General features: G+C 71.5%; 20 protein-coding genes and 1 pseudogene. 4 read left to right on the top strand and 17 right to left on the bottom strand.

The window, feature by feature from the left end:
• Positions 1–30: 30 nt before the first annotated feature.
• Together ACWD4J_RS05950 and ACWD4J_RS05945 are read right to left on the bottom strand one after the other, a co-directional pair.
• Positions 31–507, bottom strand: a complete 477-nt coding sequence (locus ACWD4J_RS05950; protein ID WP_451394077.1) for a GNAT family N-acetyltransferase — start codon at positions 505–507, stop codon at positions 31–33.
• A gap of 20 nt (positions 508–527) precedes the next feature.
• Positions 528–977 (bottom strand): annotated as a pseudogene (locus tag ACWD4J_RS05945) (tripartite tricarboxylate transporter substrate binding protein); the annotation flags it as partial.
• Between the two features lie 153 nt (positions 978–1130).
• On the opposite strand from ACWD4J_RS05945, the gene ACWD4J_RS05940 reads away from it, so the two are divergent.
• Positions 1131–1817, top strand: coding sequence for a response regulator (locus tag ACWD4J_RS05940; RefSeq protein ID WP_451394076.1), 687 nt, complete (start codon positions 1131–1133; stop codon positions 1815–1817).
• A gap of 57 nt (positions 1818–1874) precedes the next feature.
• Here the strand turns inward: ACWD4J_RS05940 and ACWD4J_RS05935 are convergent, their stop codons facing one another.
• Positions 1875–2750: an esterase/lipase family protein gene (locus tag ACWD4J_RS05935; RefSeq protein WP_451394075.1), complete on the bottom strand. Its 876-nt coding sequence runs from the start codon at positions 2748–2750 to the stop codon at positions 1875–1877.
• Between the two features lie 225 nt (positions 2751–2975).
• On the bottom strand, positions 2976–3422 hold the full coding sequence (locus tag ACWD4J_RS05930) for a MarR family winged helix-turn-helix transcriptional regulator (protein ID WP_451394074.1): 447 nt from the start codon (positions 3420–3422) through the stop codon (positions 2976–2978).
• Between the two features lie 117 nt (positions 3423–3539).
• Between ACWD4J_RS05930 and ACWD4J_RS05925 the strand changes: the two genes are divergently transcribed.
• Positions 3540–3914 carry a cupin domain-containing protein gene (locus ACWD4J_RS05925; RefSeq protein ID WP_451394073.1) on the top strand — a complete coding sequence of 125 codons (375 nt, stop codon included), beginning with the start codon at positions 3540–3542 and terminating at the stop codon, positions 3912–3914.
• A gap of 12 nt (positions 3915–3926) precedes the next feature.
• Here ACWD4J_RS05925 and ACWD4J_RS05920 read toward each other — a convergent pair whose 3' ends face one another.
• The 8 genes from ACWD4J_RS05920 to ACWD4J_RS05885 form a co-directional block, all read right to left on the bottom strand.
• The gene (locus ACWD4J_RS05920) at positions 3927–4901 is read right to left on the bottom strand and encodes a DNA polymerase Y family protein (protein WP_451394072.1); all 975 of its coding nucleotides are present in this window, start codon (positions 4899–4901) and stop codon (positions 3927–3929) included.
• Positions 4898–8452, bottom strand: coding sequence for a DNA polymerase III subunit alpha (locus ACWD4J_RS05915; protein WP_451394071.1), 3555 nt, complete (start codon positions 8450–8452; stop codon positions 4898–4900). Before ACWD4J_RS05915 ends, ACWD4J_RS05920 begins: the two co-directional genes overlap by 4 nt.
• Before the next feature lie 285 nt (positions 8453–8737).
• Positions 8738–9640: a trypsin-like serine protease gene (locus tag ACWD4J_RS05910; RefSeq protein WP_451394070.1), complete on the bottom strand. Its 903-nt coding sequence runs from the start codon at positions 9638–9640 to the stop codon at positions 8738–8740.
• A gap of 436 nt (positions 9641–10076) precedes the next feature.
• Complete coding sequence (locus tag ACWD4J_RS05905; protein ID WP_451394069.1) at positions 10077–10679, bottom strand: GTP-binding protein; 603 nt, start codon at positions 10677–10679, stop codon at positions 10077–10079.
• On the bottom strand, positions 10663–11046 hold the full coding sequence (locus tag ACWD4J_RS05900; RefSeq protein ID WP_451394068.1) for a DUF742 domain-containing protein: 384 nt from the start codon (positions 11044–11046) through the stop codon (positions 10663–10665). Before ACWD4J_RS05900 ends, ACWD4J_RS05905 begins: the two co-directional genes overlap by 17 nt.
• Positions 11043–11471, bottom strand: coding sequence for a roadblock/LC7 domain-containing protein (locus tag ACWD4J_RS05895; protein WP_067270475.1), 429 nt, complete (start codon positions 11469–11471; stop codon positions 11043–11045). Before ACWD4J_RS05895 ends, ACWD4J_RS05900 begins: the two co-directional genes overlap by 4 nt.
• Positions 11468–14011: a nitrate- and nitrite sensing domain-containing protein gene (locus ACWD4J_RS05890; RefSeq protein WP_451394067.1), complete on the bottom strand. Its 2544-nt coding sequence runs from the start codon at positions 14009–14011 to the stop codon at positions 11468–11470. Before ACWD4J_RS05890 ends, ACWD4J_RS05895 begins: the two co-directional genes overlap by 4 nt.
• Positions 14012–14199: 188 nt before the next feature.
• Positions 14200–15360, bottom strand: a complete 1161-nt coding sequence (locus tag ACWD4J_RS05885; RefSeq protein WP_451394066.1) for a DUF5685 family protein — start codon at positions 15358–15360, stop codon at positions 14200–14202.
• 289 nt (positions 15361–15649) lie between these two features.
• On the opposite strand from ACWD4J_RS05885, the gene ACWD4J_RS05880 reads away from it, so the two are divergent.
• Complete coding sequence (locus tag ACWD4J_RS05880) at positions 15650–16093, top strand: cell division protein SepF (protein ID WP_451394065.1); 444 nt, start codon at positions 15650–15652, stop codon at positions 16091–16093.
• A gap of 162 nt (positions 16094–16255) precedes the next feature.
• Here ACWD4J_RS05880 and ACWD4J_RS05875 read toward each other — a convergent pair whose 3' ends face one another.
• Positions 16256–18055, bottom strand: a complete 1800-nt coding sequence (locus tag ACWD4J_RS05875; protein ID WP_451394064.1) for an MFS transporter — start codon at positions 18053–18055, stop codon at positions 16256–16258.
• Between the two features lie 572 nt (positions 18056–18627).
• Here ACWD4J_RS05875 and ACWD4J_RS05870 point away from each other — a divergent pair.
• Complete coding sequence (locus ACWD4J_RS05870; protein ID WP_451394063.1) at positions 18628–19653, top strand: phosphatase PAP2 family protein; 1026 nt, start codon at positions 18628–18630, stop codon at positions 19651–19653.
• Positions 19654–19765: 112 nt separating this feature from the next.
• On the opposite strand, the gene ACWD4J_RS05865 is transcribed toward ACWD4J_RS05870, so the two are convergent.
• The 4 genes from ACWD4J_RS05865 to ACWD4J_RS05850 all read right to left on the bottom strand — a co-directional run bounded on the left by ACWD4J_RS05865 (position 19766) and on the right by ACWD4J_RS05850 (position 23654).
• On the bottom strand, positions 19766–19981 hold the full coding sequence (locus ACWD4J_RS05865) for an I78 family peptidase inhibitor (RefSeq protein ID WP_451394062.1): 216 nt from the start codon (positions 19979–19981) through the stop codon (positions 19766–19768).
• 435 nt (positions 19982–20416) lie between these two features.
• Positions 20417–21421, bottom strand: coding sequence for a helix-turn-helix transcriptional regulator (locus tag ACWD4J_RS05860; RefSeq protein ID WP_451394061.1), 1005 nt, complete (start codon positions 21419–21421; stop codon positions 20417–20419).
• A gap of 48 nt (positions 21422–21469) precedes the next feature.
• Positions 21470–22336, bottom strand: coding sequence for a hypothetical protein (locus ACWD4J_RS05855; RefSeq protein WP_451394060.1), 867 nt, complete (start codon positions 22334–22336; stop codon positions 21470–21472).
• Positions 22337–22385: 49 nt separating this feature from the next.
• The gene (locus ACWD4J_RS05850) at positions 22386–23654 is read right to left on the bottom strand and encodes a glycosyltransferase family 4 protein (protein ID WP_451394059.1); all 1269 of its coding nucleotides are present in this window, start codon (positions 23652–23654) and stop codon (positions 22386–22388) included.
• Positions 23655–23850: the final 196 nt, after the last annotated feature.

Raw genomic sequence — 23850 nt, 5'->3', positions numbered from 1 at the left:
ACCGACGGCCGACCGAGGCGGCCGAGGCCCTCAGGCCAGCCTCTTGCGGTAGTGAATGCGGTCGTACGGCCCGTCGACACGCCGCTCGACGACCTCGTATCCGTACCGCGGGTAGATCTTCTGGTTCTCCCACATCATCGCGTTCGTGTAGAGCCTGACCTCGGACAGTCCCAGCGCACGCGCGCGTGCGTCGACGAAGGCCAGCAGGCGGCGGCCCACGCCCTGCCCGTGCGCGTCAGGATGCACCGCGATGCTGTCCAGGAACAGGTGGCCGGCCTCCGGGACGACGACCACGAGGCCCGTCACAGGATCGCCGGCGACGAACACCAGGCCCGCGGCGACATTCGCCGCATGGTCCGCCTCCATCGGCTGGGGTACGACGCCGATGCGTTCGATGTAGTGGTGGTACGCCGCGTCCGTGACCGCCTTCACGGCGGTCACGTCGGCGGCGGTGGCCGGGCGGATCCGCAGCACGCCCGGGTCGAGCCGGGTGTCGTCGTCCGTCATGCCGCCACAGTACGGCCCCGCGCCTCGATGAGCTGCTCGATGGTCCGGTACGGGGAGTCCTTGGCGACCACGACGACGTCCTGCTCCTCGGTGAGCCGGGCGATCGGTGTGGTGTCGGCGAGCGTCTTCGGCGCGTGGTTGGAGCGCGCGGCTCCTACGACGCCGAGGCCCATGGACGTGGCGAGCCGGCCGTTGCCGTGCTCGCCGACGAGCCGGGTGAGGCCGACGGTACCGCCGGCGCCGGGCAGGTTGAAGACCTCGATGTTGTGGGTGAGCCCGGCGTCCTCGGCGTTCTTGGCGGCGGTGCGGGCCGTGATGTCGTAGCCGCCGCCGGGCGTGTTGGGGACCATGAAGCGCAGGCCGGGGATCTGTGTGCCGGTCTCGGCGCCGCTGCCGGTCGTGAGCAGCGGCGGTCCGGCGAGCACGAGCACCGCGGCCCCGAGCAGGGCGAGCGGAGTGCGCAGCCGCATGTGCCACCACCTGTCGGTACGTCGGATCGGTACGGGAAGGCTTGCGGGGGGGTGTGAGGTGGCCCACATGTTGCCTGCGCGTTAACGAGCTGTCTCTCTTCCGCAAGCAAGGAACGTTGTGGTTCTTGTGGTCGGCCCCATAGCCTGCGGTGAGTGACGAAGGTGCTGGTGGTGGACGACGACTTCATGGTCGCCAAGCTGCACAGCCGGTATGTGTCCGCGACGGACGGGTTCACGGTCGTCGGCGTCGCGCACAGCGGCGCGGAGGCACTGCGTGCGGTGCGGCGGCTGAGCCCTGACCTCGTACTCCTGGACGTCTATCTGCCCGACATGGACGGGATCGGTGTGCTGCGCGAGCTGCGCGCCGCCGAGGAGCGCGATCCCGAACGGGCGGCGGTGGACGTCCTGTTCATCACGGCGGCGCGGGATGCGGAGATCGTGCGGGCCGCATTGCGCGCCGGGGCGCTGCACTATCTGCTCAAGCCGTTCGACCAGGCGGCGCTCCAGGAGCAGTTGCGGCACGTGGCGGCGTTGCGGGCCCGCCTGGACCGGCTCGACGAGGCGCGCCAGGAGGATGTCGACCAGATCTTCGGTGCCCGCCCGCCCGGCTCCCGCGAGCTGCCGAAGGGACTCGCGGCGCACACCGCCGAGCTCGTCGAACGCACGCTGCGCGCCCACCCGGACGGCCTCTCCGCCTCGGAGTGCGCCCGCGCGGGCAGCCTGTCCCGGGTCAGCGCCCGCCGCTATCTCGAGTACTTCGCGGACACGGGCCGGGCGCAGGTGACGCTCAAGTACGGAAGGACGGGGCGGCCCGAGCGGCGTTATCGGTGGGTGGGCTGAGGCCGTCGGGCACGCGTCCCGGCGATGGGGGTGTGCCCGACGGCAGTGGTGCGCCGCTCAGCTGAGGGCGGAGGCGCAGGTGGTCGGGGTGGCGTGCGCGGGGTCGAGCGCGTTCGCCACCTCGTGGAAGGCGACGCGGTCCAGGAGCCCGATCGCCAGATGCTCGGACAGATCGGCGGAACACAGGTCCTGCACGACGACGTTGCGCACGTCCGGCCCGTCCAGGAACTGCGCGCGGTACGGCGTCGCCACCTCGTCGTACTTGGTGGCGATGACGGTGTAGCGGACGCCGGGAACCGTGTCGCCGCCCTCGTTGAGCTTGGTCAGGAAGGCGGATCCGACGATCTGGTCGGCGAGTCCGGGAGTGGCCGCGGAGAGCAGGCCCTCCGCGCCCGGGAAGTACGGCAGGAGGTTGGTGAGTCCCGACAGGGTGGTGCCGTGGTTGTCGGGGGCGATGCCGACGAGCGCGTTCACCTTGGCGGCGCCGCCGAGGAACTTGAGGTAGTACCGGGGCATCATCCCGCCCTGGGAGTGCCCGACCAGGTCAGCCTTCGCCGCACCGGTCGATGCGAGCACCTTGTCGACAAAGGTATCCAGCTGCCCGGCCGACACGTCGATGGGACCGAGGCCGTTGAAGAGCGGCACGCCGGGCAGCTGCCCGTAGTCGAGGGAGTAGACGCAGTACCCGCGGTCGACCAGGTAGGGCGCGAGGGCCAGCCAGTTGTCGACGGAGTTCCCGAAGGTTCCGTGGACGAGGACGACAGGCCGCGGGTGCGCGGCGGACGGCTTGCAGGAGTAGTCGTTCCAGCCGCTGCTCGGGGCCTGGGCCTGTGCGGTGGCGGCTGGGCCCGCTACGGCGAGGGCGGCGGTGAGCAGCAGGGCTGCGGTCAGGGATCTGAACGTACGCTTCCGGGGACGCTTCGAGGGCAGCATCGGGCGATCTCCTTGCGGCTCAAGGGAGTTGCGATGATTGTTCGCGCTGCGGCCCGGGCCACAAGAAGGTGGCGCACCTAGCAAATTACGGGCGAGTAACCCAGCCGTGAAGTGGTACGACGGTAAAAACCTGAATCGCCGTCAGCCACTCGCTCACCATGGACCCGCCATCGGCTCCCCTGGGCTCGCCCTGGACTCGACGGCCCTCGCCGCCCCGTCCCGGCGTCACCATGTGGGCCTGATCGGCCCCCGCGGCGCGAGGCGCAGCAAGTCGTCGCGAAGCGCCCGGGCTTTCCGCTCGCCGAGCAGCTCCACCCACGGACGCACGGCCTCCGCCGCGGCTTCGTCCGCGGCACGAGTGCAGGACCAGCCCAGTTCGGTGAGCACGACCAGCCGGGCGCGCGCGTCACCGGGGTGCGGCTCACGCCGCGTGTATCCCTTGCGTACGAGCTCGTCCACGAGCTGACTTGCGGCCTGCTTGGTGACGCCGAGGTGCTCCGCCAGTTCGGTGACGGTCGCGCCGCCCGGGGCCATCCGCGCGAAGGCGAAGCCGTGCGCGGGACGCACCCCCTCGAAGCCGCGCGCGACGACGCCGTCATGGATGCGCTGGGTCAGCTCGCCCGCGACTGCGAGGAGAGCGGTGGACAGGGCCATGGCTTCGGAGTTCTGCACGGAGGCATTGAAACACCTTGACGCACTTGGTCAAGCAGCTTGACTATATGGTCAAGCTGCTTGACCATCTCAAGTCGCCCACTTCAGCCTGCTCGACCACTTCACCGGAGGTCCGCCATGCCCGTCATCCGCACCGCCGACGCCGAGACCATGGAAATCCACGGCACCCGCTTCATCTCGTACGCACGGCCCGCCCTGGGCAGCAAGGAGTTGTGCGGCTGGCGCGGCGAGATCCCCGCCGGGGTCTCGTCCCCCGTGCACACCGTCACCCGCGAGGAGCTCTTCCATCTGCTCAGCGGCGAGGTGGAGATCACTCTCGACGGACACACCGAGCCGCTCGCGCCCGGAGACACCGCCGTCATCAACGCGGGCGTCCCGGTGCAGATCCACAACCGCACCGCCGAGACCGCCGTCGCATGGGTCACCACGAGCGTGGGCATGGCAGCGGACCTGGCGGACGGCACGCACCTCACCCCGCCGTGGGCCAACTGACGCACGAGGCGCCTACGCCGCCAGCGCCCCCGGGATGACCGCGCCAGGACCGAACCGGGCGCGGGCCCGGTCCGCGGCCGCCTCGAGCCGGCGGGCCTTGTCGTCCGCCGGATCGAAGCTGAGCTGGTGGGCGGTGCCTTCGGCCGGGCCCAGGCCCTCGGCGCGCAGCGCGACGGCGCGCACCCGGGCCCGCTGCAGGCCGAGCGCCTCGTACATCCGGTACGCGGTGTCGGTGAGCGCGGACGAGTGGGCGGTCGGCTCGGGGAGCGTCCGGCTGCGCGTGGTCGTCGAGCGGTCCGCGTAGCGCACGGTCAGGGCCAGCGCGCGGCACACCTGCTTCTCGGCGCGCAGCCGGGCGCCCAGCTCCTCGGTGATGGAGAGCAGGGCGCGCCGGTGCTGGAACGGGTCCAGTTCGTCGCGCGGGAAGGTCCGTTCGGAGGCCAGCGAGCGAGCTGCGGCGTTCGGGACGACGCGACTCCGGTCGACGCCGTGTGCCTTCTCGTGCAGCTCACGCCCGGCGCGGGCGCCGACGAGCCGCTGCACGGTGGACAGGGGTGCGGCGGCGAGCCTGCCGATGGAGTCGAGCCCGTACGAGCCGAGGGTGCGGGCGGTCGCCGCGCCGACCCCGGGGAGTGCCATGACCGGCTTGTCGGCGAGGAACTCCGCGATGGCGTCCGGGTCCTCGGGCACGACCCGGGTCACCCCCGGCGCGGCGTCGCGTGCGGCCATCCGCGCCAGCATCGGCCCGGGCCCGGCCCCGATCGCGCAGTCGACGCTGTACAGGGCGAGCGCCCGTACCCGTATCACTGCTGCCAGCTCGACCGCGTCCCGCCCGAAGTACCGCACCGCTCCGCCCAGATCCGCGAGTGCCGCGTCGGGCGGGGCCGCCTCGACGACGGGGGTGAACTCTCCGAGCAGCGTGAGGAGCCCCGGCAGGACGGCCTCGCCCGCCGACGGCAGCTGGAAACGCAGACAGAGGATGGTCATCCCGCACTCCCTGGACTCTGGTGCCACAACTTCCGTCCGCTCGCCGGGCCTTCGCCCGCCGGACGCAGATCCGCCCACGGATGCATCTCGTATCCGGTGGGCATCCGGATGCGGCGGCCGTCCGTACCGCCCGCACGGCCGCCGCCTTCCGCCTCTCCCCCGTCGCCCCCGCCGCCCTCACCGGGCTCTTCCGGTGACGGCGACGACGCCATCGCCGGCTCGGCCAGACGCTGCGCCACCGCGTCGAGGCCGCCATCGCGGCGCAGCTCCAGCAGGTCGGCGAGGTTCCAGACGGCGGAGCCGACCACGCTGAGGCTGCGGGGGCCGCGGCGCTGCACGACTCCGCGTACGAGCAGCAGCCAGGAGTGGAAGACCGTGTGCGCGCACGCGGCGTGGGCGTCGTCGAAGAAGGCGAGGTCGACCAGGCCCGTGCCGTCGTCGAGGGTGGTGAAGATGACCCGCTTGCCGGAGCGGATCGGCGGCGTCTGGGTGGCCGCCTTCGCCCCCGCGACCAGGACCGTCTCACCGTGCCTGGCCGTGCGCAGCCGGCGTGCCGTGACCACGCCCAGCTCGTCCAGGAACTCCTGGTAGTCGCCCATGAGATGGCGCGACGCGTCCATGCCGAGGACGCCGAGCTCGGCGCTGAGCCGCTCCGCGGCGCCCAGGTCGGGCAGCCCGGCCGGGGCGGTCCTGCGCCCGCCGGCGAGAGGCAGCTGAGAGGTACCGGAAGCGTGCGCGCCGCGGTGCAGCTCCGACAGGTGCAGCTGCAGGTCCCGGCGGTTGGCGCCGAACGCGTCCAGCGCACCCACCTGTGCGAGCCGTCCAGCGACCGGCCTGCTGGGCCTCGCCCGCTCCCAGAAATCGAGCAGCGAGGAGTACGGCTGCCCGTCGGCGATCCGCTGCGCCTCGGCCTTGCTGATGCCGTGCACGTCGGAGAGGGCGAGCCGGAGCCCCCAGCGGCCGCGGGCACCGTCGCCCCCGCCGCCCTCAGAACCCCCAGCACCCCCAGAACCGGACACCAGTTCGATCCGATGATCGACCCCGGACCGGTTCACGTCCAGCGGCAGGATCGGCACCCCCTGCCGCCGCGCGTCCGCGAGCAGCAGCCGCTTCGGGTACATCCCGGGGTCATGGGTGAGCAACCCCGCGTAGAACGCAGCCGGATGATGGGCCTTCAGCCACGCCGACTGGTACGTGGGCACGGCGAAGGCGACCGCATGCGCCTTGCAGAAGCCGTACGAACCGAAGGCCTCGATGATCTCCCAGGTCCGGGCGATCGTCTCGGCGTCGTACCCCTTCGCCGCCGCCTCCTGCGCGAACCAGGCCCGGATCCTCCCCTGCGACTCGGGGTCGGACAGACCGCGGCGCACCTGGTCCGCCTCGTCGCGCCCGCACCCGGTCATGATGCTGACGATCTCGATGATCTGCTCGTGGAAGACCACGACCCCGTAGGTCTCCTTGAGCGGCTCCTCCAGGTCCGGGTGCGGATAGCGGACCGGCGCACGGCCGTGCCGCGCCGCGATGAACGGCCGCACCATGTCGGCCGCGACCGGGCCCGGCCGGAAGAGCGATATGTCGACGACGAGGTCGTGGAAGGTCTCCGGCTGCAGCCGCCCGATCAGGTCCCGCTGGCCCGGCGACTCGATCTGGAAGCAGCCCAGCGTCTCGGTGGAGCGGATGAGTCGATACGTCGATGGATCGCCCTCCGGCACGGCGTCGATGTCGAGCCGGGCCCCCGTCACCCGTTCGACCTCGGCGACCGCGTGCGCCATCGCCGACTGCATCCGCACGCCCAGCACATCGAGCTTGAGCAGCCCGAGGTCCTCGACGTCGTCCTTGTCGAACTGCGACATCGGGAAGCCCTCGCCGCTGGTCGGCATGGTGGGCGTACGGGAGAGCAGCGAGGCGTCGGAGAGCAGCACCCCGCACGGGTGCATGGCGACCCCGCGCGGCAGCGCGTCGAGCGCCTCGGCCAGCTCCCACAGGCGTCCGTACTTGTCCTTCTCCCCCGCCAGCTCGCGCAGCTCGGGCAGCTCCTCCATCGCCGCGCGGGCGTCGCGTGCACGGATGTGCGGGAAGGACTTGGCGATCCGGTCGATGTCCGCCGGGTCCATGGACAGGGCGGCGCCCACGTCGCGGATGGCGTGCCGTACCCGGTAGGTCTCGGGCATGGCGACGGTCGCGACCCGCTCGGTGCCGAACCGGTCGATGATCGCGCGGTAGACCTCGAGCCGTCGTGCGGACTCCACGTCGATGTCGATGTCGGGCAGTGCGATCCGCCGCTTGGACAGGAAGCGCTCCATCAGCAGGTTCTGCTCCACCGGGTCGGCGTGCGCGATGCCGAGCAGGTGGTTGACGAGCGATCCGGCGCCCGAGCCGCGCGCGGCCACCCGGATGCCCATCCTCCGGACGTCGTCGACGACCCCGGCCACCGTGAGGAAGTACGTGGCGAAGTGGTGGTGGGCGATGATGTCCAGCTCGTGGTGCATCCGCTCCCAGTACACGCGGGCGTCGGGGCGGCGGTCGTAGCCGCGCAGCACCATGCCCGCGGCCGCGCGCGACGCCAGGACGCGCTGCGCGGTGCGGCGCCCCGCGCCGACGAGCTGCGGCTCGGGGAAGTGGACGGACCCGATGCCGAGATCGTCCCCGGGGTCGACGAGGCACTCGGCGGCGGTGGCCTGTGTCTGTTCGAACAGGCGGTACGCGGTGTCGCGGCGGTAGCCCGCGGCCTCGACGACCCGCTCGGCGATGCGCAGCATGTCGTCGGCGCCCTTGAGCCAGCGCTCGCCGCCGTCCAGCTCCTTGCGGGGGTCGATGGGGACGAGGCGGCGGGCCGCGTCGAGGACGTCGGCGACCGGGCCGAGACCCGGATCGACATAGCGGACGTCGTTGCTCAGCACGGGGCGGATGCCCTGCTCGGCGGCGAAGCCGACGGTGCGGGCGGCGAGCCGGAGCGAGCCGGGGCCCGCACCCTGCCGGCCGTGGTGGACGGCCTCCAGGCGCAGCGCGTCGCCGTAGATCTCACGCCAGGACCCGAGCAGCACGGCGGCCCGGTCCGGTCGGCCCGCGGCGAGCGCGAGCCCCACGTCGGATGCGGGCCCGAGCAGCACGGTCAGGCCCTCGCCGTGGTTCTCCTGCCACGGCAGGACCGGGCGGTCCTCGGGGATGCGGCGGCCCTCGGCGTTGTGGGCGACGGTGATCAGACGGCACAGGGCGGCCCAGCCGCGGGCGCCGTCCCGGGCGAGGTAGGTGACGCGCGGTGTCGACTCGTCGATGAAGGCACCCCCGCGCACGGGGGTGCGCGTGTGGGCGCGCCCCTGCGGGCGCGGTGCGGGTGCGGCGACCGCGAGCTCCGCACCGAACAGCGGCCGCACCCCCGCCTGCGCGCACGCCTTGGCGAAGCGGACGGTGCCCGCCACGGTGTCCCGGTCGGTGAGCGCGAGGGCGTCCATGCCCCGCTCGGCGGCGCGCTCGGCCAGCCGCTCCGGGTGCGAGGCTCCGTACCGCACGGAGAACCCCGAAACGGTGTGCAGATGCGTGAACCCTGGCACACGCACCTCCTGATCACACCTGCTCTCGCCACCCCCAGCTCCACCATAGACCATTTTCGAACAGACGTACGAGATCGCCGCGCGCGGTCCCGGCTCGGGACACGCGAAAGGACCGGCCCGCCACGACGGCGGGCCGGCCGCGACCGCCTGAGCCGGTTCGACAACGGCGAGCCCCCGCACGGCGGATACGTGCGGGGGCTCTCCTGCTGCTGGCTGCAGGTCTTCCGGTGGTGCTTGTGGTGCCGTGGTGCGCGCGCGTGCGATACGTGTCGCCGGTGCGCGGGGTCAGTAGACGCTGACCCCGTATGCGCTCAGCGCCTCGGTGACGGGCTGGAAGAAGGTCGTGCCGCCGGAAGTGCAGTCACCGCTGCCGCCGGAGGTCAGACCGTACGCGACACCGCCGCTGGAGTAGAGCGGGCCGCCGGAGTCGCCGGGCTCGGCGCAGACCGTGGTCTGGATCAGGCCGTAGACGATGTCGCCGCCGCCGTAGTTGACGGTGGCGTTGAGGGCGGTGACGCGGCCGCTGTGGGTGCCGGTGGTGGAGCCGCGGCGGTAGACGGTGGCGCCGACGCTCGGGGTGGCGGCGCTGGTGATGTCCACACTGCCGACGGTGCCCGACTTGGCGACCGAGCTGTTGGTGTACCGCACGATGCCGTAGTCGTTGCCCGGGAAGCTGGAGCCCGCGGTGGTGCCGAGCGTCGTGGTGTGCGAGGAGTTGGACCACCACGTGCCGGCGCCGTCGGTGCAGTGGCCGGCGGTCAGGAAGTAGTAGGTGCTGCCGCTGCGCACATTGAAGCCGAGGGAACAGCGCCAGCTACTCGCATAGACTGCGTCGCCGCCGGAGATCAGCTTGTTGAACCTGCCCGGGGTGCGCTTGATCTGGATGGCGCCGGCGGTGCTGCCCGCCGTCTCCTTGATCTTCGCGATCTCCGTCTTGGAGACCGAGCTGTCGACGGTGACGACAAGCCGCTTCGTCGTCCGGTCGACCGCCCAGGCCGTGCCGGGCACGTCTGCCCTGAGCACGGAGTCGCTCGCCTTGGTCAGCTGGGACGCGCTGTAGGTCTGCACTTCGCCCGCGTTCGCGGTGGGTACGGCGAAAGCGGCCACGGCCACGAGTCCGCCGGCCACGGCGATCAGCCGGGTCCGTCTCGCGATACCGCTGCGGGGGGTGGTGCGCTTGATCCTCACTGGTCGTTCCTCCCGAGGGGAAGTCGGGGGCCCCTGTGGGGTCGGGGCCCGTGAGGCGCAGCCAAAGAGCCCGGCTGTTCCGGATTCCGGACAAGCCGTGCCCCTGACAAGCGCTGCTCGGGAGTATTCGACGCGAGGACTGCCCGGCACAAGGGCGCCTTTCGGCCGTCTGTGCATATACGACAACCGGCCCCGGTGGCTATGCGTACGTGCAACACGCCACCGGGGCTTGGTCATCGGCAACAGTTCTGACGTACAGACGGCCGAAAGGGTTCCCGCCCGAACGGATTCCGCCCGAAAGAGGGACGTTGCCTGAATGGGCGTCACTCGTCCGGGGTCGGCGCGGTCTTCGGTGCACCGGCCCGAGGAGGGACACGCCCGCGCCCACAGCGGAGCGGCAGTGGCGGGACGGAACCCTGCACACCGCCCGGCGCGGCTACCGCGTCAGCACCGCCGTGCGCCCCGCGCGGCGCGCCGTGCGAGCCCCGATGACCTGGTCCATCAGTGCGGCCAGCACATCGCGCACGGAGGATCTGACCCGGGCGTCGCACGCCAGCACCGGCACGTCGTCGCCCAGGCCGAGGGCCTCGCGGACCTCGTCGAGCTCGAAGCACTGCGCCCCCTCGAACAGGTTGACCGCCAGGACGAACGGAGCTCCCTGCGCCTCGAAGTAGTCCAGCGCCGGGAAGCAGTCCTCGATCCGCCGGGTGTCCACGAGGACCACCGTGCCGAGCGCCCCTTCCACCAGGTCGTCCCAGAGGAAGGAGAACCGGTCCTGGCCGGGGGTGCCGAACAGGTACAGCGCGATCGACGGGTCGAGCGTGATCCGCCCGAAGTCGAGCGCGACGGTCGTGGTGGTCTTGGACTCGACCCCGTCGAGCGAGTCCACGCCCACCGACACCTGTGTGATGGCCGCTTCCGTGTCCAACGGCTCGATCTCCGACACGGCACCGATGAAGGTCGTCTTGCCGACCCCGAGCCCCCCGCTGACCACGATCTTCACCGCAAGCGGAGCGGTCTTGTCAGAGCGACCGGACATGGTCCCTGATCCTCTCGAGCGTGTGGAGCGGCAGCTCCGATGGTTGCCGGCACGTCAGTCGCCCCAGCACGACGAGGTCGGCGACGAGCACCTTCGCGACACCGAGCGGTACGCCGACCCCCGCGGCCACCTGCGCCACCGTCGTGGGCTGCTCGCACAGCGCGACGATCCTCGCCCGTACGTCGTCCGGGGGCACCCCCACCCGCTCGAAGCCGAGCGGCGCCGTCTCGTCGGACACCTCGACGGCGACGACCAGGGTCTCCAGGCGGATATCCGCCTGTGCGGGTTCGACACGACCACCGGTGATGATGAACGGCCGTACGAACGTGGTGTCCTCGTCGGACGATCCCCTGCCTGCCCCGCTCACCGTGGCAGCGCCTGGCGTAGGTCCACGATGAGCGCCGGAGTGAGCAGGTCGCCGGCGCGCTCCGCCAGCACGGCCATCTCGTAGCCGACGAGGCCGAGTTCGCCGCTGCTGTCGGCGAGGACGCCGAGGCAGCTGCCGTCCCGGATCGCGGAGACGAGCAGAAAGCCCCGGCCCATCTCGATCATGATCAGCTTCACCCCGTCGAAGGTGTAACGGCGCGATGCGCTGCGGGCCAGGCTCGACAGGCCCGACACGATCGCGGCGAGATGGTCGGCCTCGGTGCGTCCCAGGCCGTCCGAGACGGCGATCAGGAGACCGTCGGACGAGACGGCGACGGCGTCGCGCACTCCGTCGGTGTTGCGGACGAAGTTGGCGAGCAGCCAGTTGAAGGTCTTCGAGTCGTTGTGCACGTCGACAGTGGTCACTTGTCCCGGCCTTTCCCGACGCCGGCCCCGGCACCCTTGTCCGTCTGCTCGGCCTTCTCCACCTGCTCCGGCTCAGCCGGAGTACTCCCCTGCCGTTGCTTCCGGTCCTGCCGCCCCGCCTTCTCCTGATCGCGCTCCTTCTCGACGCTGATCCCGCCCCGCATATGGGCGCTGCGCAGCGACGTGAGCATCCCGGAGACCTCCTCGGGGCTGCGGTCGGGCGCCGGCCCGGACAGCGCCGGGCGGCTCGGCCGGTCGCTCTCGCTGACGGCGTCGGCGATGGCGCTGCGCCGCGGCCGCTTGACGAGCCCGTTGCGGGTACGGGCGGCGGAGGGGCCGCGGGCGGCAGAAGCAGCCGAGCCCGCCTGCTGCCCGGCTGCCGCTCGCGGAGTCGGCTCCCCCGGCTCCCCGGTCCCCCCGGCTGCCCCGGCTGCCCCGACCGAGACGAGCTGTCCGGTGTGCTCCGCGGCGACGGCGACGGCGACGGATCCGGCGGACTCCACGGCGGCGGCCGCGGCGTCGGACTCGGCACGTGGGGCGGGCAGCGCCGGCAGCGTCTCCGCGGCCTCGGCGGCCGGGGCCGCCACGGCGGCGGACTGCCGGGTGCCGGCCTCCGTGAGCAGGCTGGTGGGGATCAGCACCCGGGCGACGACGCCCTCGGCCGGCCCCTCCCCGAGACGCACCTCGATGCCGCGTTTGCGGGCGAGGGCCCCGACCACGAAGTGGCCGAGGAACCGGGTCGGTTCGGCCATGAAGCTGGCCGTGCCGGAGAGACGTACGTTCGCCTCGGCGAGCGCCTGGGGTGCCATGCCGAGACCGTGGTCGACGATGGCGATGAGATAGCCCGCGCTCGTACCCCGTCCCTCGATCTCGACCTCGGAGGCGGGAGGCGAGAAGCTGAGCGCGTTCTCGACGAGCTCGGCGAGCAGGTGGGCGACCTCGGCCACCACGGATCCGGTGATCTGCGCGGGCTCGATCCTGCGCAGGGTCACCCGGCGGTACTCCTCGACCTCGGAGAGCGCGGCGCGCAGCACGTCGGTGACGGACTGCGGTGTGGACCACGACCGAGGGCTGGACTCCCCGGCGAGCACGAGCAGGCTCTCGGCGTTGCGGCGCATACGGGTGGCCAGGTGGTCCAGTTCGAAGAGGTTGGCGAGCGTCGCGGGGTCGGCGTCCTCGTGCTCCAGCTTGTTGATGAAGCTGATCTGTCGGCGCACCAGGTTCTGGTTGCGGCGGCCGAGGCTGACCAGCGAGTCCGTGGCGTTGCGGCGCAGCACGGCCTGCTCGGTCGCGAGGTCGAAGGCGGCGCGCTGCACCCGGTCGAAGGCCTCGGCGACCTCGCGCACCTCGGCACCCGCCTGTTCGGGCACAGCCAGCCGCGCGGGCGGCTCCGGCTCGTCGCCGGGGCCGGCCTGGATCCGGGCGACGGCCGCCGGCAGCCGCTCGCGGGCGATGTCACGGGCCTGCTCGGCGAGACTGCCCAGCGGAGCGGAGACGGACCGTACGCAGTCCAGCGCCAGGGCACCGAGCACAGCCGTGGCGGCGAGGGCGAGCAGCATGAAGAGCAGCAGGTCGCGCTGCGCCTCACCGCTGAGTTGCCCGGCCCGCTCCTCGACGTCGGCGCCGAGGGAGACCTGCACCTCGCGCAGCCCGTTGATGGTCGAGGTCATGCTGTTCCACCAGGCCATCGGCGGGACGCCGGAGTCCGTGAGATGACCACCGCCGCGCACCGCCACCGTCTCGTACGACAGCGCGCGTTCGGCGTCCGGCGTGCTGAGAGCCGCCGCGAGCCGCCGTTCCTGGGCGGTGGTCGCCGTGTGCGGGAAGGCGTCGAGGGCGGCGAGCCGTCCGGCGCGGATCTCCATGAACCGGCTGTAGTCGTCGTCGCGGAAGTGTCCGGCGCGCACCGAGCCGAGCACGATGGCGCGCTCCTCGCCCGTGAACTCCTTGGCGTTGCCGAGCGTTTGAAGTGCCTGGTAGGAGGCGCGCAGCCGGGTGTCGTGGACGTCGTCGAGGCCCATTCCGAGCCGGTCCAGGACGGTGATGGTGGTGGTGAAGTAGTCGAAGGTGCTCTTGACCCGGCCCGAGCCGTCGTCGGCGTTCTCGCGGATGCGGGCGAGCCCGGCGAGCCGGCCCAGCGACTCCCGCACGGACTCGGCCGCGCCGGTGTCCTTGCCGGCCAGCGCCCTGTCGAGCGCGTCGCGCGCCCTGTCGGTCGCCTTGCGCTGGGCGGGCAGCTTGGCGCGGAACTGGCGTACGCCGCCGACATAGCCGGTGGTGAGTCCGCGCTCCTTCTGCAGCTCGTGGACGAGGCCCTGCAGGGTGATCTCCAGCCGGGCGTTCTGTGCTGTGTCCTTGGCGTTGCGGTAGTCGGAGATCTGCCGGCCGGCCATCGTGCCGAGCAGGGCCAGCAGGATGGCCAGGGAGAGGACGAGGATCCTGAGGAGCCGGGTGCGGATGGTGCGGGAGGTTTTGCGGACCGGCCCGCCGCGGGCGCCGGGAACGCGCCCGCCTGCGGGAGTCGCTGTGACGTCTTCCACTGAAGTGCCTTACAAAGATGGTCAGTTGACGGAGAACAGAAGTGGTTCTGCGCTCGACCAACGAGACCCATCGGCACGAGTTACCGGATCATGTGTTTGTTTTACTGCCTGGAAACAAGCCCCTGGAAGCCCACAGCTGGGTGGGCGGCGACGGAGGCGCCGTATACGACATCTGACGGGCCGTCCGGTCAGCTGCAGCCGCAGTCACAGTCGCAGCAGTCACAACCGTCGCAGCAGTTACCGCAGCAGTCACAGCAATCGCAGCAGTCGCTGCAGTCACCGCAATCGCACTGACTGCAGAGCCCGTCCTTACGCTCCCGGGTCCAGGGGTCCTCGTACGTACCGCAGCACAGCTGGCACGTGCAGGCCAGTCCCGCCCACACCAGGCACCCGGTGATCAGTCCGCGCCGGCGCGGAGGCTCGGGTGGAGCCGGCGGTCCGCCCGGACCGCCGGGGGCGTACGGTCCGTGTGCCCCTGCCCGGTGCGAGCAACTGCTCGCACCGAAGGCCCGGTCCACGGAGAGCCGCAGCTCATGAGCGAGCAGCACATGCGCCAGCCGGCCCTCCGCGAAGTCGACCTCGCGCAGCGCGAGCCGTATGCCGTGCAGGGCGTCGTCGGCGAGGCGTCGCGCCTCGGCCAGGTCCGTACCGGTGGCGGTCAGCGGGTTCCAGGCCCCCGACACAGCGTCGGCCTCCCTGTCCTCGACGGCGTCCAGCAGATGCGCGAGCCGGCCGAAGAGGCGGCCGGCCTCGGCAAGCGGTTCGGCGTTGCCCGGCCGGCCTGCCAGGAGGGCCGTGTGCGCGAAGGCCGCGGCGGTCGCCGTCTCGGTCGGTTCGGTGATCGCCAACAAGGACGTACCCGACCCGGCGAGCGCCTCGATCCCGGTCTGCCGGTCGACGGCGCCGACGAGGACCGCCGTGTCGAAACCGACATCGGCGCCGATGCGCTGTCCGGCCCGCCCCCAGTTCGCGGCGACGCGCTGCGCTGCGGCCGCCATCGGCCTCCGAGCCAGCAGTCCGTCCCCGTCGGCGACGTGGTCGCGCATCTTGGCCGATGCGAGCACGAGCGAGACGGCCGCGGCGAGACGGGCACCCTCACCCTGGGCGACGGAGGCGGTACGCATGCCGCGCAGCGGACAAGGGCCTGCCGTTCGCCGCCATCCGGTGGTGCGCTCGGCCTGAGCCTCCGTCAGCACCGAAACAAGGAGCCCATCGTAATTGGTGACAACCCTGGCGAACTGCCCGTGGTCACCGCGCAGCGCGAGACACAGCCCGCACAGATGCGCCATCCACTGGGTCTTCAGTCCCTCACCGAGACGATGTGCGCAGGGCCTGACTATGCCGAACACGACGGTCCCCCCGTGAGCCGTTCCGAGCCGAGTCCGCCGCAGCCTATCGAAGGCGCCGTTCACCCGGACGCTCCGACGTCACCCATACGCCGAGAAGAATATTATTTCACTCTCAGTCAGCAGCCCTGCACAGCAGGACCCTTGGGAATCAAGGTCACCAACAGGTCTGCTGTGCACCAGAACCGTCACGAAAGACCCGCGCGGCGACTATCCCCTTGGCGTCAAGTCCGCATCATGGACGACCATAGGGGTGCGGCACACAGAAAGACCGCTGTGAGAGGAGGCGTCCATGGGATCGGTGCGCAAGGCGAGTGCCTGGCTTGGCCTCGTCGACGACAACAATGACGAGCGTTACTACGACGGCTATGACGACGACTCGGCCGAGGGCCACGAGACCGGTGACGTCTGGGTGACCGATCCTCGCGTGAAGGTGGCGACGGAGGAGGCCGAGGAGACGGGCCGCCGGATCGGCACGATCACGCCGGACAGTTTCCGCGACGCGCGCACCATCGGCGAGCTGTACCGGGAAGGGGTCCCGGTCATCGTCAACCTCACGGCCATGGAAGCCGCCGACGCCAAGCGGATCGTGGACTTCGCGGCCGGGCTGATCTTCGGCCTGCGCGGCTCGATCGACCGCGTCGCACACCGTGTCTTCCTGCTCACGCCCGCGCACACGCAGATCGTCAGCGAGGCGATGGGCCGCCCGGAGGATGGTTTCTTCAACCAGAGCTGAGGCAAGGCACGCTTGCCGTGCCTTGCCTTCGGTCTCTCCGGCGCCGCGATCGGCCAGCCGCGTACGCGTCCAGACCGGCCACCGGCAGGTGGCGAACCGCCCACCGGCCGGCCGCCGCGTACGAGCCCCAAGTACCACCGACAGTCGGCGCACCAAGCAGACCTACGCGCCGACCCGCCCGGCCCCCGCCGCGTCCTGCGGCGCCGCCACATTCCGGACCGCCGTACTGCGAGGCGCAGCTTCACGGGGCGCCGCTTCGCGGGACACCACGTCACGAGGCACCGCGTGGAGGGGCCCTGAACGACGCGCACCCTCACTACGTGGAGCGGCGGCCCCCAAGGGCTCCGCACCACCGGACGCCGACTCCCGACGCGGCACATCACCAGGCAAGGCCGCCGGAGGCACCCCGCACTCCATGACCCGCGGCAGCCGCAGCGCCATCACCGCACCGAGAAGCAGCAGCCCCGCGCTGACCAGCAGCGTCACATGGAGGCCATGCACAAAAGAGGTGCGCGCCGCCTCGCGCAGAGCCGGGCCCGCGGCACCGCCGAGGCGCCCGGACACTTCGTACGCCTCCCCGAGCGAGTGGCTCGCGGCGCGGCCCGCGGCGACCGGAACACCCGGAACCGCAGAGAGCCCGGGCGCATACGCGGCGTTCATCACGCTGCCGAGCAGCGCGATACCGATCCCGGCGCCCAGCTGGTACGACGTCTCGCCGATCGCGGCCGCCCCGCCCGCCTGCTCCTGCGGTGCCTCGCTGAGCATGGACTCGTAGGCGCCGAACAGCGTCGTCTCCAGGCCGAAGCCGAGCAGGACGAAGCCTGCGAGCAGCAGCCCGGGGTTGTCGTGGCCGCCCATCGCGGTGAGAGTGAGCACGGCCGCCGCGGTGAGGACGAAGCCGCAAGCGACCATCCTGCGCGGCCCGAAGCGGTGCAGCAGCTTCGAGCCCGCGAGGCCCGCGGCCATCGCGGCGACGGTGAGCGGCAGCAGCCGCAGCCCCGTCTGAAGCGGTGAGAGTCCGAGGACGAGCTGCAGATACTGCGCGGCGATCAGCTCGAGCCCGACGAGGGCGAGCATCGCGAGGACGATGCAGCCGACGGACGTGGAGAACGCGGGCCGGGCGAACATCTTCAGGTCGACGAGCGGGTGGGCCCGCCGCCGCTGTCTGCGGACGAACCCGACGAGCAGCGCGGCACCCACCAGGAGCGGCAGCACGGTCAGCGGGCTGATCAGTGGCTCGCCGCCGCCCGCGCGCTTCACGCCGAACACGACGCCGAAGAGGCCGACCGCGGCCATCAGCGCGCCGGCCACGTCCCACGGTCCGTCGCGGTCGCCGGTGGACTCCGGCAGCAGCCAGCGGCCGACGGGCAGGCTGACGAGCATCAGCGGGATGTTGACGAGGAAGACCGAGCCCCACCAGAAGTGCTCGAGGAGGAACCCGCCGAGCAGCGGTCCGACGGCGGCGCCCACGGCGGCCACCGCGCTCCAGATGCCGATCGCGAGGGCTCTCTCGCGGCGGTCGGGGAAGACCTGGCGGAGGATCGACAGCGTGGCCGGCATGATCATGGCTCCGCCGACGCCGAGCAGCGCGCGGGCCCCTATGAGGATCTCCGCGGTGTGGGCCAGCGCTGCCGCCGCGGAGGCCACACCGAACAGCGCGTACCCGAGAAGAAGGACGCGGCGGCGGCCGACCCGGTCGCCGAGCGTGCCGAAGAGGATCAGCAGCGAGGCGCAGACGAGCGGATAGACGTCGACTATCCACAGCAGTTCTATGGCACCGGGTCTCAGGTCCTCGGCCACGGCGGGGACCGCGACGTGCAGCACGGTCGCGTCGAGGGCGACCAGCAGCAGGCTGACGCAGAGGACGACGAGGACCAGCCAGCGGTTGGTGTCCTGCGCCCGGTGGTGATGTCGGGGGGCGCCCGCGGGACCGCGCGCAGCGGCCGTGGTCGTCCCGGACATGGCGTACCTCCCAGATGTTCCCTCGCGTTCGGCGGGCCTGCGGGTGGGGGACGGATCCCGCAGCTGCGGCGCGGGATGAGCGGCTCCCGGGCCCCGGCTACACAACACGAGTGAGCCGCCAGCGTACGCGAGATCCCGCCCCCGGCACGTGGCGGACCTCTCATGGATGCACAGACGACGTGTGGCGTACGCCACTTCTCCATCTGTGCATCACGCCCCCGGCGACGGCGCGGTTCCGCTGAGTGTCGATAATCGACCCGTGCACGGTCCTGCCCCGCGCTCTCGCCGCGCCGGATGAGGACGGGGCGCGAGCGTGCCGCGCGGAGCCGGGCCGGGCCCCGCGCCCCATGGTGAGCGTCCGGGAAATTCGCCGCCAGCACACGGTGAACGGAATTCGGCCCGTCACAAAACTGCCGGAGCACAGCCCTTGGCGGAATTGAAGGAGAAACGCCGGGCGGGTTCCCCAAATGCACTGAATAAAGCCCTCGTTGAGAGCAATCCCACATCACATCGTCATCACAAAAGCGAGGATTCGACCAGGTCGGCACCTCACTCGCTGTAACGTCGATTGGGTGCGTACCGAACAAAACCTGACCCGCGTGGACCGGGTCTTCGCCCGGCTGGACCGGGAACCGGAACGGCCGGCCCATCTCGACATGCCGCAGATGAGCCGGCACCGGGTCGTGCTGTTCGGGCTGACCCTGGCCTTCTACGCCGCCATCGTGTGGGCCGTGGTGACCACGTCGTGGCTGGTCCGGTTCGACTGGCAGGTCATGTTCTTCCGCCCGTACCAGCAGTGGCCGGAAGTCCACGCCTTCCTCGACTACTACGTGGTCCTGGGTCAGCGCGGCCCGACCGCCGTCATGGTCGCGGCCTGGCTGGGCTGGCGTTCCTGGCGGCAGCACACGCTGCGCCCGCTGCTGACGCTCGGCGCGTCACTGCTGCTGCTCAATGTGACGGTGGGCGCCGCCAAGCTCGGCATGGGCAGACTCGGCCCGCACTACGCGACGGTGATCGGCTCCAACGAGATGTGGCGCGGCGGCGATATATTTCCTTCAGGCCACACCGCGAACGCCGTCGTGACCTGGGGAATCCTCGCCTACCTGGCCTCGACGCCACGGGCCAGGCGCTGGCTGTCGGCCGTCTCGGCCGTGATCGCCCTCGGCGTCGGACTGACCACCGTCTACCTCGGTACGCACTGGCTGAGCGACGTCCTGCTCGGCTGGGCCGCGGGTCTGCTGATCCTGCTGGCGCTGCCCTGGTTCGAGCCGCTGATCAGCCGGGCCGAGGCCTGGATCTTCGCTCTGCGGGACGCCTGGCGCAGCCGCCGGGCCGGCACGACGGCGCCCGTACCCGCCCCGGTCGGCGCCCCGACCCTGGTCACACAGCGTCCCCAGCCGGAGCAGGAGACGCCGGTCCGCGATCCGGTCGGTGCCCCGCGGATCGGCGCCCCGCGCGGCCCTGCGTACCTGGCGCCCGGACCGCACACCGCCCGGTCGGAGCGCACTCCGGTCACTCCGGTGGGCAGCCGCCGGCCCCCGCACCCGGACCGGACGGCGCGCGGCTCGAGCCCGGCCCGCCCGTTGACGGGAAACTGACAGACAGCGGCGGGGTTCCGGTACGCACACCCGCTCCCCGCACCACGAAGGCCCCGGCTCCCGCCCTTTCGGGCAGGTCCGGGGCCTTCGCCGTGCCTGCGGCGGTGGGGGGTCAGCCCTTCCAGCAGCGGGTCACCGTGCCGTTCGTGACCTCGAAGTTGAGACGTCCCGGGCGGTACTCCATGGTGATGATCGCGCCCGGCGGCAACGACCTCACCGTGGTCCAGCCGCGCGTACGGGCATGCCGCTCGGCGGACTCGGCGTCGAGGCCCACGTACGACTCGGGGCTGTCCTGGGGCTCTGCGGGCGGTTTGGGAATGGGTGCCATGCCCGCCACGTTAGGCGGCCCGGAGCCCCGGCGAAAGACCGGTCAGGACCACTCGGTTCCCCGGACCACCGGGTTCGGCGGCCGAACACCGCCAGTCCCCTGCTGTCACACTTCTGTCACAGGATCACGACGGGCGATTACGCGAACTCCCTTACGCACAGCGGCGAATCCGAGTTGCCCCGGGCTCGCCTCCGGCCTTCCCTCCCGGCATAATCCCGGGGCCCTGCCTCATACGAAAATAGGCCGCCGGGAAAAGCCGTCGAGAACATCGGAAGCGACCCGCTCCCTTTTCCGTGTCAGGTGCTCATCAGAAGCATTGACCGCTCACGGGAAATGCGCGTCCGCCAATCGGAACCGCGCACGCGCCGGTCCCGGACCACTCCCGCCGGACCGCGGACGCTCCTGGACGGAAGGCCGACATCGGCGATCCCGGGGCTACGGCCGTTCCCTGGAGCGGGCCCCGTCCTGCCCGCCACCCCGACGCTGAAGGGCCCGGTCGAGGCGGTCACGGACCGTCCTGATGTGGCCGGTGAGCTCGGCCGGTTCGACGACCTCGAAGTCGCAGCCCAGCATCATCACGTGGACCACCATCACATCGAGGCTCGCGGCCCCGGTGCGCAGCAGGCAGGTGCCCTCGCTCTCGGGCTCCAGCACCCCGGCCGAGGGTGAGATCCGGGACCTTGCCGCCTCGACCGGTACGAGCAGTCTGATGACGGCTTGCGCGGCGTACGCGCGTATGGAGACCCCCTGGGAGACGTAGGCGGCGAGGTCGGCGGCGGGCGGGGTGCGGGGCTCGAACCGCGGCCCGTGGGGCGGCTTGGGCGTGATGCGGTCGACGCGGAAGGTCCGCCAGTCGTCGCGGTCCAGGTCCCAGGCCACCAGGTACCAGAGGCGCTCGGTGCACACCAGGCGGTGCGGTTCGACGGTGCGCCGGGACCAGGAGCCGCCGTGGTCGCGGTACTCGAAGCGCAGCCGCTCGGAGTCGCGGCAGACGGCCGCCAGTTCGGTGAGGAGCGAAGGGTCCACGCCCGAGGCGACCGGGCCGCGCAGCATGGGCACGGTGAAGGCGTTGAGGGCGCCCACACGGCGGCGCAGTCGGCTGGGCAGCACCTGTTCGAGCTTGGCCAGGGCGCGTACGGAGATCTCGCCGATGCCCTCGACGCCGTGACCGGCGGCGCTGCGCAGGCCCACCGCGACGGCCACGGCCTCGTCGTCGTCGAGCAGCAGCGGCGGCAGTTCGGCGCCCGCGCCGAGCTGATAGCCGCCGCCGCTGCCGCGGCTGGCGTTGACGGGATACCCGAGTTCCCGCAGCCGGTCCACGTCCCGGCGGACGGTGCGGGGCGTGACACCGAGGCGCTCGGCCAGGTCGGCGCCGGACCATTCGCGGTGCGTCTGCAGAAGGGAGAGCAGACGCAGCAGTCGTGCCGAGGTCTCCAGCATGGGTCCGAGTCTGCCAGCCCTTGCGGACAGATACTGTCCGCAAGAGTCTCAGCTCTCCCCCTCCGGTCCGGCCGCCCGCACGTGCACCGACAGATCGTTGTCCAGCGTGTAGTAGGGGCCGGTCTCGACCGGTCCGTACTCCGTCTCCATGCGCACGAACGGGTAGGTGAAGATCGCCTTCTTGTCCGGCACGTCGTCCAGCAACCGCGCGATCCGTATGCGCGGCCCGTTCTCACCGGCCGGGCGCAGCCACAGGTTCCACCGGCCTGGGCGGGTGGCGGCCAGCAGCCCGTAGCGGAGGACGACTGTGAAGTCCGATTCTCCGACGGTGACTTGGCACCGCTGGACATGGTCGGGCTCCATGCGCGGGACCGCCTCCGCACAGGCGTCCGCGGTGAGCGCGGTGCCGTACACGCGGCCCCGGATGTCGATCGACGCCTCGTTGATGAGGATCTCGCCCGCCTCGGCGTGCGGTGAGCGAAGCCAGCTGCGCACGGTGAGGTTGCCGTGCTTGGTCGCGTAGGGGATGCGTACGGAGATCTGCTCGCCGGTGCCGTCCGGGACACGGTCGACGAGCGAGCGCAGGTCGTTGACGCCGGGCGCCAGGCGCTGCGGCTCCTCGCCCGCCTGCTGTGCGTAGACGTCCCAGCGGCCCTCCGCCAGCCCGACGCTGCTCGGCAGGGCCGCCCGCAGCCGGCCGTCCGCCGCCGGGGTCAGCGGCAGCCGCACCTCCTCGGCGGGGTGGCCGGAGTCCCGGCGGCGCAGCACCAGATGGGCCGGTCCCGGCGTGCCGGGGTCGCTGATGTCGAAGGTCAGTCCGCCCGCGGAGTCGGCCAGGCAGTCGACGCGGTCCACAGTGACGTCGTCCGCCTCGGAGTGCCGGTCCCCGGCGGGGGTGCGTGCCAGGGTGGTCATACGACGTGCCCTCTCTTCGGTGCCTCAGTGGTGATCGGGGCCGTGCAGGTCATGCCGGGCGCCCCTTGCTCAGCGCCGCACGTCCGGCGTCCCGGACGGCGTACGCACCACCGAGCAGTGCGCCGCGGGCACGGTGCAGTGAGCCGCGCATCCGGCCATCCGTGCCGCCGCCGCCGCGTGCGACGAGCGCCGAGAACAGCTCCTCATAGCGCTCGGCGATCCGGGCCGGCTCGAAGCGCTGCGAGTCCTCGAGTGCGGCGTGGGCCATCTGCTGCCGCAGTGCGTCGTTGTTGATCAGTTCGAGGAGACCTTCGGCGATGGCGTCGGCGTTGCCGGCCTCGACGAGCCGTCCGTCCACTCCGTCGGCGATGATCTCGCCGGGCCCGTGCGGGCAGTCCGTGGAGACCACGGGCAGGCCGCAGCGCATCGCCTCGACGATGGTCATACCGAAGGACTCGAGGCTGGAGGTGACGGCGGCGATGGAGCCCTTGGCCCACTCCGGCTCGATGGGTGTGGCGGGACCCATCAGATAGACGTGGTTGTAGAGACCGAGTTCGTCTATCAGGGCCCGCAGCGCCTTCTTCTCCTTGCCGCCGCCGTAGATCCTGAGGCGCCAGTCGGGCCGCTGGGCGCGCACCTTGCCGAAGGCCCTGATCAGCAGGTCGTAGCGTTTCACCGGGACGAGCCGGCCGGCCGCGACGACCCACTTGTGCGAGCCGTCGGCGGGCTCTATGCCGGGCTCGGGCACGGGGTTGGGCACGGCCTGGATGCGCACTCCGGGCAGCCGCATCTTCCTGCGGTACGCACCGGCGTCCGCCTCCGTGGTCGTGGTCAGCGCGTCGAGCCGCGGGTACACCCCGCGCAGCTGGGTGCGCAGGGCCGTCGAGTGGCTGTCGAGCGTGAGGTGTTCCTGACCCACCCGGACGGGACCGCGCCTGGTCTCCAGGGCGAGGTGCACGTTCAGTCCGGGACGGGTGCCGACGACCACGTCGGACTCGAGCGTGGCGAGATGACCGGCGATGCGCCGGTCGGTGAGGGCGCTGTACTGCTCGTAGCGGCCCTCCGCACGCGGAAAGGTGCGCGCCGGACGCGCATGCTCGGGGTCGTCGCCGTCGTACCCCGGGGAGTCCTCGCGAAGGTCGACGAGATGACGGACACGGACGCCCTCCCCCGGTGTGAAGACCGGCTCGTCGCGGTTACGGAAGACGGAGACGATCTCCACGTCGTGCTGCTGAGCGAGTGCACCCGCGAGGTTGTACGTCGTCCGGATCGTCCCTCCGATTCCGTAGGCGTTGTGAATCAGGAAAGAGATGTGCATAAGGCCCCGTATCCCATGCTTCCTCGCGGACAGTCCCCCTCGTCCGCCTACCTCAGGGTTAGACCCGGGGTGCAGTGCATGGGTTGGGCATCATCATCATCTTGCGCCCGAACAGTTGCACCATCGGTAGCCGGATCGGGGAACCATTCGGCGACTTCTCGCATACGTGCTGGTGAAGCCCAACTCAACAGCAAGG

The sequence above is a fragment of the Streptomyces sp. NPDC002577 genome (assembly GCF_053594815.1).
Note: the sequence above shows the minus strand (reverse complement) of the source record. Positions and strands in the feature narration are given on the sequence as shown.